This window comes from Pararoseomonas baculiformis, assembly GCF_017813395.1.
GTDB lineage: Bacteria > Pseudomonadota > Alphaproteobacteria > Acetobacterales > Acetobacteraceae > Roseomonas > Roseomonas baculiformis.
Genome location: NZ_JAGIZB010000016.1, coordinates 70,754 through 84,377, shown reverse-complemented (window position 1 = coordinate 84,377; position 13,624 = coordinate 70,754). Strand labels below are relative to the sequence as shown.

At 70.5% G+C, this 13,624-nt stretch carries 11 protein-coding genes; 1 reads left to right on the top strand and 10 read right to left on the bottom strand.

The genetic code is table 11. From position 1 onward, the window contains the following. Nucleotides 1-45 precede the first annotated feature (45 nt). The 6 genes from infB to metK form a co-directional block, all read right to left on the bottom strand. Nucleotides 46-3,390: a translation initiation factor IF-2 gene (gene infB / locus J8J14_RS16595; RefSeq protein WP_209380653.1), complete on the bottom strand. Its 3,345-nt coding sequence runs from the start codon at nt 3,388-3,390 to the stop codon at nt 46-48. A gap of 223 nt (nt 3,391-3,613) precedes the next feature. Then, on the bottom strand, nt 3,614-4,570 hold the full coding sequence (locus J8J14_RS16590; protein ID WP_342452470.1) for an RNA-binding protein: 957 nt from the start codon (nt 4,568-4,570) through the stop codon (nt 3,614-3,616). After that, nucleotides 4,554-6,263 carry a transcription termination factor NusA gene (gene nusA / locus J8J14_RS16585; RefSeq protein ID WP_209380651.1) on the bottom strand — a complete coding sequence of 570 codons (1,710 nt, stop codon included), beginning with the start codon at nt 6,261-6,263 and terminating at the stop codon, nt 4,554-4,556. Before nusA ends, J8J14_RS16590 begins: the two co-directional genes overlap by 17 nt. 4 nt (nt 6,264-6,267) lie before the next feature. After that, entirely contained in the window at nt 6,268-6,852 is a 585-nt protein-coding gene (gene rimP / locus J8J14_RS16580; RefSeq protein WP_245215860.1) for a ribosome maturation factor RimP, read from the bottom strand. A gap of 117 nt (nt 6,853-6,969) precedes the next feature. Further along, a complete protein-coding gene (trmB, locus tag J8J14_RS16575) occupies nt 6,970-7,683 on the bottom strand; it encodes a tRNA (guanine(46)-N(7))-methyltransferase TrmB (RefSeq protein ID WP_209380649.1) in 714 nt (237 codons plus the stop codon). Between the two features lie 182 nt (nt 7,684-7,865). Beyond that, nucleotides 7,866-9,053 carry a methionine adenosyltransferase gene (metK, locus tag J8J14_RS16570; RefSeq protein WP_209380648.1) on the bottom strand — a complete coding sequence of 396 codons (1,188 nt, stop codon included), beginning with the start codon at nt 9,051-9,053 and terminating at the stop codon, nt 7,866-7,868. Nucleotides 9,054-9,508: 455 nt separating this feature from the next. On the opposite strand from metK, the gene J8J14_RS16565 reads away from it, so the two are divergent. Next, nucleotides 9,509-10,267 (top strand): hypothetical protein, encoded by a 759-nt coding sequence (locus J8J14_RS16565; protein ID WP_209380647.1) that lies wholly within the window; start codon nt 9,509-9,511, stop codon nt 10,265-10,267. A 177-nt stretch (nt 10,268-10,444) separates the two neighbouring features. Here J8J14_RS16565 and J8J14_RS16560 read toward each other — a convergent pair whose 3' ends face one another. The 4 genes from J8J14_RS16560 to dapB form a co-directional block, all read right to left on the bottom strand. Then, the gene (locus J8J14_RS16560) at nt 10,445-11,488 is read right to left on the bottom strand and encodes an Ldh family oxidoreductase (RefSeq protein ID WP_209380646.1); all 1,044 of its coding nucleotides are present in this window, start codon (nt 11,486-11,488) and stop codon (nt 10,445-10,447) included. A 95-nt stretch (nt 11,489-11,583) separates the two neighbouring features. Beyond that, nucleotides 11,584-12,159: a lipid-binding SYLF domain-containing protein gene (locus tag J8J14_RS25480; protein WP_209380645.1), complete on the bottom strand. Its 576-nt coding sequence runs from the start codon at nt 12,157-12,159 to the stop codon at nt 11,584-11,586. 105 nt (nt 12,160-12,264) lie between these two features. Further along, nucleotides 12,265-12,837, bottom strand: coding sequence for a DUF7002 family protein (locus tag J8J14_RS16550; protein WP_209380644.1), 573 nt, complete (start codon nt 12,835-12,837; stop codon nt 12,265-12,267). 13 nt (nt 12,838-12,850) lie between these two features. Then, nucleotides 12,851-13,603, bottom strand: coding sequence for a 4-hydroxy-tetrahydrodipicolinate reductase (gene dapB, locus J8J14_RS16545; RefSeq protein WP_209380643.1), 753 nt, complete (start codon nt 13,601-13,603; stop codon nt 12,851-12,853). Between the last annotated feature and the right edge of the window lie 21 nt (nt 13,604-13,624).

Here is a 13,624-nt window from a genome sequence, read left to right as displayed (position 1 = left end):
GCCGGGCGCGGCGGACAAGTCAAACCGGGAGAGAGGGGTGGCGGATCAGTCCGCCGCCACCGTCTCCGTCTCGTAGCACTCGATCTGATCGCCGACGCGGATGTCGTTGTAGTTATGGAAGGACATGCCGCACTCGTAACCGTTGGCGACCTCCTTCACGTCATCCTTGAAGCGACGCAGGGTCGAGAGCGTGCCCTGGTGGATCACGATGCCGTCGCGCAGCAGGCGCACGCCGGCGCCGCGCTTCACGACGCCCTCGGTCACGCGGCAGCCCGCGATGTTGCCGAGGCGCTTGACCTCGAACACCTGCAGGATCTGCGCGTAGCCCAGGAACTTCTCGCGCTGGATCGGGGCGAGCTTGCCCTTGACCAGCTTCTCGATGTCGTCGGCCACCTCGTAGATGATCGAGTAGTAGCGGATCTCCACGCCGTCGCGGTTCGCCATCTCGCGCGCCTGGGTGGTGGCCCGGACGTTGAAGGCGACGACCACGGCGTTGGAGGCCTTGGCGAGCTGGATGTCGCTCTCGGTGATCTGGCCGACCGCCGAGTGCAGCACGCGCACCCTGACCTCTTCGCGCGAGAGCTTGCCGAGGGTGACGCCGAGCGCCTCCGCCGAGCCCTGCACATCCGCCTTGACGACGACGGCCACCTCCTTCTGCTCGCCCGCCTGGATGCGGGCCAGCATGTCGTTCAGCGTGCCGCGCGCCGCACCCGCCGCGGCGGCCTGCTTCTCGCGCAGCTTGCGCTGACGGAACTCGGTGATCTCGCGCGCCCGGGTCTCGTCCTCGACCGCCACGAAGGTCTCGCCGGCCGAAGGCACGCCCGAGAGGCCGAGGATCTCGACCGGCTCGGAGGGCTCGGCGCCCGTGAGCGGGATGCCCATGTCGTCGATGATCGCGCGGACGCGGCCCCATTCGGCGCCGGCCACCACGATGTCGCCCTGGTTGAGCGTGCCCTTCTGGACCAGCACCGTCGCCACGGGGCCACGGCCCTTGTCCAGCTTGCTCTCGATGACCGTGCCCTCGGCCGCCCGGTTCGGGTTGGCCTTCAGGTCCAGCACCTCGGACTGGAGGATGATGGCCTCCAGCAGCTTGTCGAGGCCCGTGCCCTTGAGCGCGGAGACCTGGATCTCCTGCGTGTCGCCGCCCAGGCTCTCCACCACGACCTCGTGCTGCAGCAGCTCGTTGCGAACGCGGTCGGGATTCACGCCGGGCTTATCGATCTTGTTGATCGCGACGATCATCGGGACGTTGGCCGCCTGGGCGTGCTTAATCGCTTCCACGGTCTGCGGCATCACGCCGTCATCCGCGGCCACGACCAGCACCACCATGTCCGTCACCGAGGCACCGCGGGCGCGCATGGCCGTGAAGGCCTCGTGGCCCGGGGTGTCGATGAAGGTCACGCGGTCGCCCGACGGGATCTGGATCATGTAGGCGCCGATGTGCTGGGTGATGCCACCCGCCTCGCGCGCCGCCACGTCCGTCTTGCGAAGGGCGTCCAGAAGGCTCGTCTTGCCGTGGTCGACATGGCCCATGATGGTGACGACCGGCGGGCGCGGCTCCAGCGCCTCCTCGGCATCCACCTCGCCCTCCAGGCCCTGCTCCACATCCGCCTCGGAAACGCGGCGGATGCGGTGGCCGAACTCGGTCGCCACCAGCTCCGCCGTGTCGGCGTCGATGGACTGGGTGATGGTGGCCATCACGCCCATGCGGAACAGCGCCTTCACCACCTCGCCGGCGCGGGCGGCCATGCGGTTCGCCAGCTCCTGCACGGTGATGATGTCGGGGATGACCACGTCGCGCACCACGCGCTCCTGGCCCGAACGAAGCCGGGCCAGCTCGGCCTGGCGCCGCTCGCGCTCGCGGGCGCGGCGGACCGAGGCGAGCGAACGCCCGCGGTCGTCATCACCCTCGATCGCCGCGGCGACGTCGATGCGGCCTTCGCGCTTCCGGTCCGACGGACCCATGCCCTTCTTGGCAGGAGCCGGCGCGGCCTTGCGGGCCGCGGCGGCCGGCGCGGTGCCGAGGCGGCGGGGCGGGCTGCGACGGCCCTCCTCCTCCATCCCGGGCACCGGCGCGTCGCCGGGACCACGCGGGCGCAGGGAGAGCTTGCCCGCGGCACCGCCGGCGGGAGCGCCGCTCGGCACCGGGCCAGGGCGGCGGGCCGCCAGCGGCGCGCCGGAGCCGCCGCCATAGCCGCCACCCGGGCCACCGGCCCGGGGGCCGAAGCCGCCAGGGCCAGAGGGACGCTGCGCATAGCCGCCGCGATCACCGCCAGGGCCGCCACGGTCGCCGCCACGGTCGCCACCGGGGCCGCCCGTGCGCGGCGCATAGCCACGGTCGCCCGAAGGCGCACCGCCCGGACGCGGCGCATAGCCGCGATCACCACCCGGGCCGCCACGGTCACCACCGGGGCCACCCGTGCGCATCACATAGCCACGGTCGCCCGAAGGCGCGCCGCCCGGACGCGGCGCATAGCCACGGTCGCCGCCGCGATCCCCACCAGGGGCGCCACGGTCGCCGCCACGGTCACCACCGGGGCCACCCGTGCGCATCACATAGCCACGGTCGCCCGAAGGCGCGCCGCCCGGACGCGGCGCATAGCCGCGATCCCCGCCACGATCGCCATAGCCGGCGCGGTCGCCACCACGGTCGCGGTCCTGGTACAGGGCGCGGGAGGGCTGGGGAACGCGCGGCGCCTCCGGTGCCGGGCGCGCGGCCACAGGGGCCGGGCGCTCGGGGGCACGCGGCGCGGGCGCAGGCGCCGCGCTGGGCGCCGGAGCCGGAGCCGGCTCGTCCCGCGCCGGGGCGGCGGGCTGGGCCGTGGAAGCGGCGCGGCGCTCCTCCTCGGCACGGCGCGCGGCCTCCTCCTGGTTGCGGCGCGCCTCGGCGGCCGCACGCTCGGCCTCCTCGGCGGCGCGGCGGTCATCCTCGGCGCGGCGCGCGGCCTCCTCGGCGGCGGAACGCACCATCAGAGCCTGCTGCTCACGCTCCACGCGCTGCCGCTCGGCCTCCTGGCGCCGCATCTCCTCCAGCACGCGCAGGCGGTTGGCCTGCTCGCCCTGGGTGAGGGGGCGGCCAGGCGCCGCGGCGGGGCCGCCGGCACGCGGGCCGCCGGCACGCTGCGGGCCACCCGCACGGGGGCCACCCGCGGCCGGGCCGCCAGCCTGCGGGCCAGCCGGGCGGGACGGGGCCCCGCCGGCCGGGCTGGGCGCCCCGCCGGGGCCGCCGGCCCGCTTCTTCACCACTTCCACCTGCACCGTCTTGCTACGGCCATGGCTGAAGGACTGGCGCACGCTGCCAGCCTGCTCGGTCTTGCCGAGTTCCATCCGTCCGCCGGGGCGCAGCGAGAGCCGCCCCTTGCCCTGGTCCTGTCCGTTCTCGTCGCTCATGCTTCCGCCCGCGTTCGAGCCTTCCGTGTTCAGCTTGCTATCGGCCACACTGATCTCCAACGCACCGCCCCGGGACTGTTTCCCGGCGGTGCCGGCCGCCAAGGGCGGCCCATCATCTCTATCGCGCCATCAGGGGCGCGCATCCCTGGGCCACGCCCCTGGCGCGATCCCGTCAGGGCTGGGGAAGGATCCCCGGCCCCTCGCCGTCCGGCCGACTAGCGGCTCATCGCTTTTGCGTCACTGGCACGGCCGGCTCCCCTCCGCGCCGAGGGCGCGTTCCCTGCCTGCCGCCCTTCCGGGACGCCGGGCCTCCGTCGCCCCGCCGGGGCGCCTGGTCTGCGGCGCCCATGCGGGGCGCCTCCTCATCGGCACCCCGGCGGGGTGCCTCCTTCCTGCTGGCCCCGGTGGGACCAGCGGCATTCGCGTCATGTGGCCCCGCAGGGCCCCGGGCGCCAGCCTTGCGGCCTGCATCCCTGCCCTGCCCGCCACGGCGCGCAGCCTCTGCGGCGGGTTCCGCCGACAGGATCCCGGCCAGGCGCGCGGCCTCCGCCAGGATGCCCTCGGCCAGCCGGCCCGACGCTATCGCCGCATGCACCGCGTGATCGCGACCGAACACCGAACCCAGCTCCGCCGCGCCCAGGACGGAGACGATGGGAACCTCATGGCTCCCCACCAGCCTCGCGCGCTCCGGGGCGCTTCCGTCAGACGCCTCGACCAGCAAGGCGGCGCGGCCGGTTTGGAGCCATTCGCGCGCCTGCTGGAAGCCCACCACGGCCTTCCCCGCGCGCCGCGCGAGGCCGACCTGGTCCCGGATGCGCCTCCGGAGTCCGTCGACGATCGTCTGGCGAAGGTCGGGGATGGGGTGAACCGGGCCGCGGGCCGCCTTCATGAAGGCCCCGCGGGTCAGGGCGCGTTCTAGCACATCGCCGCGCGCGCTCAACCACATTCCCCGCCCGGGCATGCGGCCGGCAAGGTCCGGCACCAGGACGCGGTCCGGGCCGAGGACGAAGCGGATCATCGCCTCCTTGGGAAGGGACTCCCGCGTCACCACGCAGCGGCGGCGGGGACCCTTTTCCTCGGGATCGGGCAGGCCAGGGGCCTGCCCGGGAAGGTCGGGGTTGCCGGCCTCCTTGTCCCGGGGCTCCGGGGGCGGGGTCTGGGGGTCAGGCCCGGGCGTCACCGTTCTCCTCGCCCTGGGTGTCATCCCCGGGCTCGTCCTGGGCCTCGCCTTCGGCGGTCATGCCGGTTTCGGCATCACCCTCGCCCTCGAACTCGCCCTCATCCCCCAGCTCGGCCGCGGCGGCGGCGGCGGCGGCGGCGGCCGCAGCGGCTTCCGCCTCCGCACGGGCCTTCTCCTCCTCGCCGAACCAGCCGGCGCGCTGGCGGGCGGCCATGATGATGGCGTTGGCGGTTTCCTCGTCGACGCTGTCCTCGCCGAGGATCTCGATCAGCTCGTCGGCCGCCAGGTCGCCCAGGTCGTCAAGCGTCTTCACGCCCTTCTCGCCGAGCGCGACCATCATGGCCGGGGTGAAGCCGCCGGTCTCGCCGACCTTGTCCTCGACGCCCAACTCGCGGCGCTTCTCGTCCAGCTCCTGGTCGCGGCGCTCCAGGCTGGCCTGGGCGCGGCGCTTCAGCTCGGCGGCGACGTTCTCGTCGAAGCCCTCGATGGAGGCGAGCTCCTCGTCATCGACCTCGACAACCTCCTCGAGGGAGGTGAAGCCCTCGGTCACCAGCAGGCCGGCGATCACGTCGTCCACGTCCAGCCCCTCGACGAAGAGGGAGGTGCGCTTGTGGAAGTCCGCCTGGCGCCGCTCGCTCTCCTCGGCCTCGGTCAGGATGTCCACGTCGTAGCGGGTGAGCTGGGAGGCCAGGCGCACATTCTGGCCGCGGCGGCCGATGGCCAGGCTGAGCTGGTCGTCCGGTACCACCACCTCGACCCGGCGGTTGTCGTCGTCCAGCACCACCTTGCTCACCTCGGCCGGGGCCAGGGCGTTCACGATGAAGGTCGGCTGGTCGCCGGACCAGGGGATGATGTCGATCTTCTCGCCCTGCAGCTCGGCCACCACCGCCTGCACGCGGCTGCCGCGCATGCCGACGCAGGCGCCGACAGGGTCGATGGAGCTGTCGCGGCTGATCACGGCCATCTTGGCGCGGCTGCCGGGATCGCGGGCCACGGCCTTGATCTCGATGATGCCGTCGTAGATCTCGGGCACTTCCTGGGCGAAGAGCTTCGCCAGGAACCCCGGATGGGTGCGGGACAGGAAGATCTGCGGCCCGCGCTGCTCCTCGCGCACGTCGTAGATATAGGCGCGCACGCGGTCGCCGTTGCGGAAGGCCTCGCGCGGGATGGTCTCGTCGCGGCGCAGCAGGGCCTCGGCCCGGCCGAGATCGACCATGAGGTTCCCGTATTCGGTCCGCTTGACGACGCCGTTGATGATCTCGCCGACGCGGTCCTTGTACTCGTCGAACTGCTTCTTGCGCTCCACCTCGCGCACGCGCTGCACGATCACCTGCTTGGCGGTCTGCGCGGCGATGCGGCCGAAATCGATGGGGGGCAGCGGATCGACGATGAACTCGCCGGCGGCGATGCCGGGCTTGATGCGCTGGGCGATGCGCAGCGGGATCTGGGTGGCCTCGTTCTCGACGGGCTCTGCCTCGACCACCTCGGTCCAGCGGGAGAGACGCACCTCGCCGTTGCGGCGGTCGATGGTGGCGCGGATGTCCTTCTCCTGGCCGTACTTGGCACGGCCGGCCTTGGACATGGCCTGCTCCATGGCCTCGAGCACCTCTTCGCGCTCGATCATCTTCTCCCGGGCCACGGCATCCGCGACCTGGAGAAGCTCAGGGCGAGCGATGGCGACATCCACGGCCATGTTCTCAGTTCCTCTCAGACGGTGGGCGCCAGCGCTTCGGGGCCTTTCGCGGGGCCGCCTCGGCGTCTTCGCCTTCGGATTCGGGCTGGGCGGTGGCGGCGATCAGCTCATCCGTCAGCACCAGCTTGGCGCGGCGGATATTGCCGCGGGGAAGGGTGATCTCGCCGCCTTCGTCCAGCTTCAGGCGGACCTCGTTCTCGTCGGCCGAGAGGATGCGGCCGCGGAAGCGGCGGCGGCCATCCTGGGGCACGACCATCTCCACCGTGGCCACCTGGCTGGCGAAGCGGATCCAGTCCTTGGTGCGGGTGAGCGGGCGGTCGATGCCGGCGGAGGATACCTCAAGGTTCCAGACGCCGGGGAAGGGATCGTCCACGTCGAGCACGGCGCCCACGGCATGGGAGATCGCCTCGCAGTCCTTCACGCCGATCAGGCTGCCATCGGCGCGGTCCGCCATGACCTGCACGGTCGGGCGTTCCTTGCCCTGGATCTGCACGCGCACGAGCTCATAGCCCATGGCGGTGAGGGTGGGCGCGATGGCGGAGGCGATGCGGGCCTCAAGGCCCTCATGCTGTGGGGTGTCGTCGCTCAAAAAACAAAAAAGGCGGCCCGCGAAGGCCACCCCCCTAAATCGGCGGATTGTCTTGTATCCGGCATATAGAGCGGCGCGGCTGCCGGAGCAAGGATCTTCCGGGGCCGCGCCATGATGTTACCGGCGGCGCCAGATCCAGTAGCGGGGATGCCGGCCCTCGCGCAGGGCCTTGGCCTCGTAGCGGGTGCGGGGCCAGTCGGCGGGCGGGGCGTCGTGGTGGGCGCTGAGCCCGAAGAGGTCCTGGGCGCCCATCACCTCGTCCACCCAGGCCTGGTAGGTGGGATCGTCGCTGGCGATGCGCCATTCGGCGCCGGGCTTCAGCTTCGCGGCGAGCAGGGGCAGCAGGGCCGGGTGAACGAAGCGGCGCTTCGCGTGCCGGGCCTTGGGCCAGGGGTCCGGGAACATCAGGAACAGGCGGTCCAGCGAGGCGTCCGGCAGGGCCTGGAGGAGGTGGCGGGCATCCTTCGGCCAGAGGCGCAGGTTGGGCGGCAGGGGGGCCGTGGCCTCCTGCTCCTCGGGGACAAGGTGGGTGAGGAGGGAGCAGAGGCCGTTCTCGAAGACCTCGGAGGCGATGAGGGCCACGCGGGGGTTGGCGCGGGCGAGTTCGAGGGCGTGTTCGCCGCCGCCGAAGCCGACTTCGAGCCAGAGGGACTCGGCCTCCATCGGGAAGCCGGCGCGGGGGGATTCGGGGGGGGCGAGGGTGATGCGGGGAAGGGTGAGATCGAGCAGGCGCTGCTGGCGGGGGCGCAGCGGATGGCCGCGGCGGCGGCCATAGAGACGGTCGGGGATGCCTTCGGCGGGGGGCGAGGGGCGGTTGGTATCGTAGGCCATGAGCGTGGTGCCTGAGGGGGAAGGGCCGCCACGCAGGGGGTGCGGGACGGCCCTTTGCTTCACGTGATCACGCTCTGGTCCGGCCTTGGGGGAGGCCGGCCGGGCCTGGGGGTGCCCGGCGAGGTGAGAGATAGGTTAACGAGAACAAAACGTCAACAGATTCGTTCCCGTGCCCGTTCCGCCTAGCGGTTGAAGGCGCGCTTCAGCTCGGCCGCGAGGTCGGTGCGTTCCCAGGTGAAGGTGCCCTTTTCCGAATCCGGCGTGCGGCCGAAATGGCCGTAGCTGGAGGTGGGGACGTAGATCGGGCGGTTCAGGTGCAGGTGTTCCCGGATGCCGCGGGGGGAGAGGTTCACCATGTCGCTGATGACCTTGACCAGCTTGGCCTCGTCCACGTCGTGGCCGGTGCCGTGGAGGTCGAAGTAGATCGACAGGGGCTTGGCGACGCCGATGGCGTAGGAGACCTGCATGGTGCAGCGATCGGCCAGGCCGGCGGCGACGACGTTCTTGGCGACGTAGCGGGCGGCGTAGGCGGCGGAGCGGTCCACCTTCGTGGGGTCCTTGCCGGAGAAGGCGCCGCCGCCATGGGGGGCTGCGCCGCCATAGGTATCCACGATGATCTTGCGGCCGGTGAGGCCGCAGTCACCATCCGGGCCGCCGATGACGAAGGTGCCGGTGGGGTTGACGTAGATTTCCTCGGCCGAGGGCATCCAGCCCGGGGGGAGGCTGGTTTCGATGAAGGGGAGGACGAGGGCGCGGACGTCTTCCTGGCTCATCCCCTCCTCATGCTGGGTGGAGACGACGACGGAGGTGGCGCCGACCGGCTTGCCATCGACGTAGCGGAGGGTGACCTGGGACTTGGCGTCCGGCAGGAGGCCCTTGGCCGAGATGTCGCTGTTGCGGCGGGCTTCGCTGATCCGGCGGAGGATCAGGTGGGAGTAGTAGAGGGGGGCCGGCATCAGATCGGGCGTTTCGCGGCAGGCGTAGCCGAACATGATGCCCTGGTCGCCGGCGCCTTCATCCTTGTTGCCGGCGGCATCCACGCCCTGCGCGATATGCGCGGACTGGGCGTGGAGGTGGCATTCCACATGGGCGTTGCGCCAGGAGAAACCTTCCTGGTCATAGCCGATTTCGCGCACGGCCATGCGGGCGGCGTGCATCAGCAGATCGGCCGTGATGTCACCGGGGCCGCGGGTTTCGCCGGCGATGACGATGCGGTTCGTCGTCACCAGGGTTTCACACGCCACGCGGGCGTAGGGATCGGCTTCCAGGAAGGTGTCGAGCACCGTATCCGAGATGCGGTCCGCCACCTTGTCCGGGTGGCCATCGGAAACGGATTCCGACGTGAAAAGGTACTCGCCCTGATCGCGCATGGCGTGATTCGGCCTCTTGTCGCGGGTGTGGAAACCGGATCCCGGGAATCCGGGCGGCGAGGGGGTTTCGCAGGCGCGAGAGGGGGGGTCAAGAAGGGGGATCTTGACGCGTCCGGATTTGGTGTCCCTTCGTGGCAGCCTGCACGAGGACGGGAATTTCGTTCGTTGGCGCTGTTGCGCCGCCTCCCGGCCAAGGCTGAGCCGGACGGGGCGCTGCTCGGCCCGCTTCGAAGTGAGCGTGGCAGGTGGCCAAGTTGGAAGCGGGTCCGGCCGGTCATCTGCAACCCCATCCATGCGTCCCTGCTCCCAGGATTGGGACAGGAGGGCGCACGAGGTCCTCGGCCGCCATCCATTGCATCGGCTCGACAGCGACCAGAGGCTCCAAGCGCGAATGTACTTGCAATTGGCTTCGGATTTCGGATTTTGTTGCGCTACCAAGTTGTCGGGAGGGAGACGTGGATTTCCACTTCCTGATCCGAAACGGTATCGCCGGCGGGATTTTTCTCGCTCTCGCTTTCGCGGGAATGTGGGCCACGTCACCAGACGATGCGGCCAGAGTTTTCGGGGCGTTGACAGACGTGCAATCACTGGTCGTAGCGCTTGTGGCGGCGGCGACTCCGGTTATCGGCATTTGTCTGCAAAGCTTGGTGCTTATCTTCCGCTATACACGCCGGGACATGTTCACGGATGATGCTCGCCGCCTTGTGGCCCGGCGCTTCAGGGAAGCGATTCATTCGGACGCGAATTGGCGGAGCACCTTCGGTGATCTGCTCGATTCGGGCGTCGACGATCGTGTGTTCGTATCGATCTATCACAGAACCGCTCCGCAGCACCTGATCGAGTGGGCACGGCGGAGGAGAAGCTACAATTATCTTGGCGAAACCTGTGCCTGCGCGGTTGTCATCGGTTTCACCATCGGTCTTTTCATTCCCGACCTCATCAATGCCGGGATTTGGGGTTCTGAGCGGGCAAGAATCCTGTTCGTGATAATTCCCGGCGTGATCTGGACCATCGCCTCGCTATGGCTCGCAAGGAAGATGAGGCAGGATGCAGATCGCATGGAGCTCGCCTGGGCGATCCATGAACTGGTTCCCGATCTTGGCCGGAAGATGAAGGTTGGTGGTTTTGAGGCTCGTCGTGTCCAAGCGCCGGTACCGAGGCTCGTGCGCGATCTCTTGCTTGTCGCGGGCGCGGTTTTCCTCATTCGGCGATAAAGTTGTGCTTTTCACTATCGGAGCCCTTTAATTTCCGGGCGGGACCGGTTCTATGGCCGCCAGTTGCCTTCTGCAGAGGCGGAATCGGAGGAGTGCGTTCACCCTCCTCCAAGAGAGCAAGTTCCAGGAATTGCGTCGAAATCGTTCCTAGCTGTTATTGGCTGATTTCCGCCTGCTTCAGGTAAGGATGAAGCCTGCTCCACTCTCCTCACACACCGCCCGCACCTCCTCCACCAGCGTTGGCATCATCGGAATCCCGTCCCGCTGGCGCTGGATGAAGGTGTCGTGCTCCGGGTCGCCTGGGATGATCACGGGCTGGCCCGGCTCGGCGGGCGTGTTGCCGCGCAGGCGGGCGATCAGGTCGTCCAGATCGGCCTGGAAGTCCTCGCGGTCGCGGAAGGCGGTGGGGTTCAGCACCAGGAAAAAGTGGCCGGTGCGGAGTTGGGCGGAGCCGGCGCCGGTGAGGGTGGCGCAGAGGATTTCGACCATCAGGGCCAGGCCATAGCCCTTATGGGCGCCCTGTTCGCGCGTGCCGCCGAGAGGGGCGAGGCGGCGGGTTTCGGCGGCGCGGGCGGAGTTGGTTTCGGGGTTGCCGTTTTCATCCAGCGCCCAGCCCGGGGGCAGGGGTTTGCCGGCGCGGCGGGCGATGGAGACCTTTCCGTAGGCGACCGTGGTGGTGGCCATGTCCAGCAGGACGGGGCGGGTTTCGTCCCGCGTGGGGGCGGAGAAGGCGATGGGGTTGGTGCCCAGGGCGGGCTGGGTGCCGTGGATGGGAACGAGGAGGTGGGAGGCGTTGGTGAGGGAGATGCCGATCATCCCCGCTTCCGCCGCCATGCGGGCATACCAGCCGGCCGCGCCGTAGTGGTTGGAGTTGGTGACGGCGGCGATGCCGATGCCGTGCTGGCGGGCTTTCTCGATGGCGATCGCGTTGGCGAAATGGGCGGGGACGTGGCCGATGGCCTTGTTGCCGTCCACCAGCACGGCGGGGCCGTTGTCGCGGGCGATGGTGGGGGTGGCGCGGGGGTCCAGCCGGTTTTCGCGGAGGAGCTTCTGGTAGTGCGGGAGCATGCCGATGCCGTGGGAGTCGATTCCGGTCAGGTCGGTTTCGACCATGATGGTGGCGGCGATGTCGGCGTGGTCCTGGGACATGCCCCAGGTGGTGAAGACGGTGGTGAGCTGGCGGTGCAGCAGTTCCGCGGGGACGGTGAGGACGTTTTCCATCCGCGTATTAGATCGCGGGGTCCGGGGGGTGCGTCCACCCCCCGGCGGAGGGGGAATGGGGGGAGGCGGTGCCTCCCCCGGGCCGGTGGCGGGCCTTAGGACGGGTTGATGCGGGTGATCTTCGTACCGTTGAGGGAGATGGAGGCCATCAGCCCCTGCTGGTTGAAGGTGATGGCGTAGACCGGTTCGCGGAGGGTGGTGGCGGTGAAGTTCACCTGGTCGCCCCGGTCCAGCACGACGACGGAGGGGCCGGTGCCGATTTCCCAGCCATCCGCGCGCATGAGGGCGGCGAGGGCTTCGTCGGTCATGAAGAACATGGCGAGGCCGGCGGCCTGGGCGCCGACGAGGAGGCCGAAGGAGGCGCCGGCGATGTTGTAGTAGCCCTGGATGGTGTCGCCGCGCAGGGCCGCGCCTTCGCCGTACTGGCCGCCGACGATGAAGCCGCCCTGGATGATGCGGGGGAAGATGAGGGTGGCGCGGGCCTGGCGGAAGAGGTTCCGGGTTTCCTCCCGCTGGCGGAGGGAGACGAGGGCGGCGCGGACTTCGGCGTCGATCTCGGCGCGGGTGGCGGCCTGTGCCGGGCGGGGGCGGAGCAGGGCGGGGGCGGCCAGGGCGAGGGCGGTGGCCGGGAGGAGGCGGGTCGCCAGGTGGCGGCGGGTGGTGTCGCGCATGGTGGTGCGTTCCTTGGTTGCTGCGATCTTGCGGCGGAACGCGGTTGGGCGGGCGAAGCTGCGCTCTGCTGGCCCAGGATCACGCGGGGCGTTGCATGGCGCGGTTCAGTCGATGATGGCGAAGGGCAGGCCGGGCGGGGTGCCGCCCTGGGCCGTGATTTCGCCGAGGTTTTCGCCGCGCCGCCAGAGATGGGCGGGGCGGTAATCGGCGAAGCCGCGGAGCCGGCGGCGTTCGGGCGGGTCGCGGTCCAGGTAGCCGTTGTTCCAGCGGCAGGTGAGGAGCGTGACGCCGGCCTGCAGCAGGGCGGCGGTTTCGAAGCGGAGGATGGCCTGGTTCTGCCCCTTGTCCTTCGGCGAGGCCTGGAGGCGGCGTGCATCGGCTTCCGTGGGGAAGAAGAAGACGAAGGAGTTGATGAAGCGGCGCCACTGGGCGGGGGTGATGCCCGGGGCGAGGCGGGTGGCGATGGGGCCGTCGGGCATGTTCTGCCAACGGAGCCAGGCCGTCGGGGCGCCGGGGCGGGGGATGGGGGTCCAGGCGCGGCGGTTCTCGGTGATGGCTTCGGGGTGGTGAGCCGCCAGTTCGGCCGCGGGGCGGAGGCCCTGGGCGCGGATGGATTCGAGCGCGCTGCGCTGGGTGACGTGGAAGAGCTGGGGGATGCGGTGGGCGAATTCCGTCATTCCCTTTTCGCCCTCAACCCATGCCGAGGACGTGCTTCATCCCGTAGAGGCCGGGTGGCTGCCGCACGGCCCAGAGGGCGGCGCGGACGGCGCCGGTGGCGTAGACGCGCCGTTCGAAGGAGCGGTGGGTGAGGGCGATGTGCTCACTGCCGCTGGCGAAGAGAAGGGTGTGTTCGCCCACCACCTGGCCGGCGCGGAGGGCGGCGAAGCCGATGGCGCCGGTCTTGCGGGGGCCGGTGTGGCCGTCCCGCCCGGATTCGATGCCGGCTTCTTCCAGCGTGGTTCCGCGCCCGGCGGCGACGGCGCGGCCGAGGGCGATGGCGGTGCCGGAGGGGGCGTCGATCTTCTGGCGGTGGTGGGTTTCGACGATTTCGGCGTCGTAGGATTCGGGGGGGAGGCCGGCGGCGAGGCGTTCGGCGACGGCGAGGAGAAGGTTCACGCCGGGGGAGAAGTTGGCGGCGTAGACGATCGGGATGTCGCGGCCGGCTTCGGCGAGGGCGGCTTCCTGGGCGCCGTTGAGGCCGGAGGTGCCGAGGATGAGGGGCTTGCGGGCTTCCAGCGCGGCCTGAAGGTGGGGTTCGGCGGCCTCTGCGGTGGTGAAGTCGATCAGCACGTCGGAGACGCGGGCGAGGGCCCTGGGGTCTGCGGGCCATTGCTCGCCCCGGCGGGCGGTGCCGCCGGCGAGGGTGGCGCCGGCGGTGGAGACTTCCTCGGCCAGGAGGCGGCCCATGCGGCCGGAGATGCCGAGGATGCCGATCTTGGTCATGTGGTGGTTCCCCCTGCCCGC

Coding starts and splice junctions, on each gene's coding strand:
- dapB (WP_209380643.1), bottom strand. CDS start 13,603: ATGACCAAGATCGGCATCCTCGGCATCTCCGGCCGCATGGGCCGCCTC.
- nusA (WP_209380651.1), bottom strand. CDS start 6,263: ATGGCCGTGGATGTCGCCATCGCTCGCCCTGAGCTTCTCCAGGTCGCG.
- metK (WP_209380648.1), bottom strand. CDS start 9,053: ATGCGCGATCAGGGCGAGTACCTTTTCACGTCGGAATCCGTTTCCGAT.
- J8J14_RS16560 (WP_209380646.1), bottom strand. CDS start 11,488: ATGGAAAACGTCCTCACCGTCCCCGCGGAACTGCTGCACCGCCAGCTC.
- J8J14_RS25480 (WP_209380645.1), bottom strand. CDS start 12,159: ATGCGCGACACCACCCGCCGCCACCTGGCGACCCGCCTCCTCCCGGCC.
- trmB (WP_209380649.1), bottom strand. CDS start 7,683: ATGGCCTACGATACCAACCGCCCCTCGCCCCCCGCCGAAGGCATCCCC.
- infB (WP_209380653.1), bottom strand. CDS start 3,390: ATGAGCGACGAGAACGGACAGGACCAGGGCAAGGGGCGGCTCTCGCTG.
- J8J14_RS16550 (WP_209380644.1), bottom strand. CDS start 12,837: ATGACGGAATTCGCCCACCGCATCCCCCAGCTCTTCCACGTCACCCAG.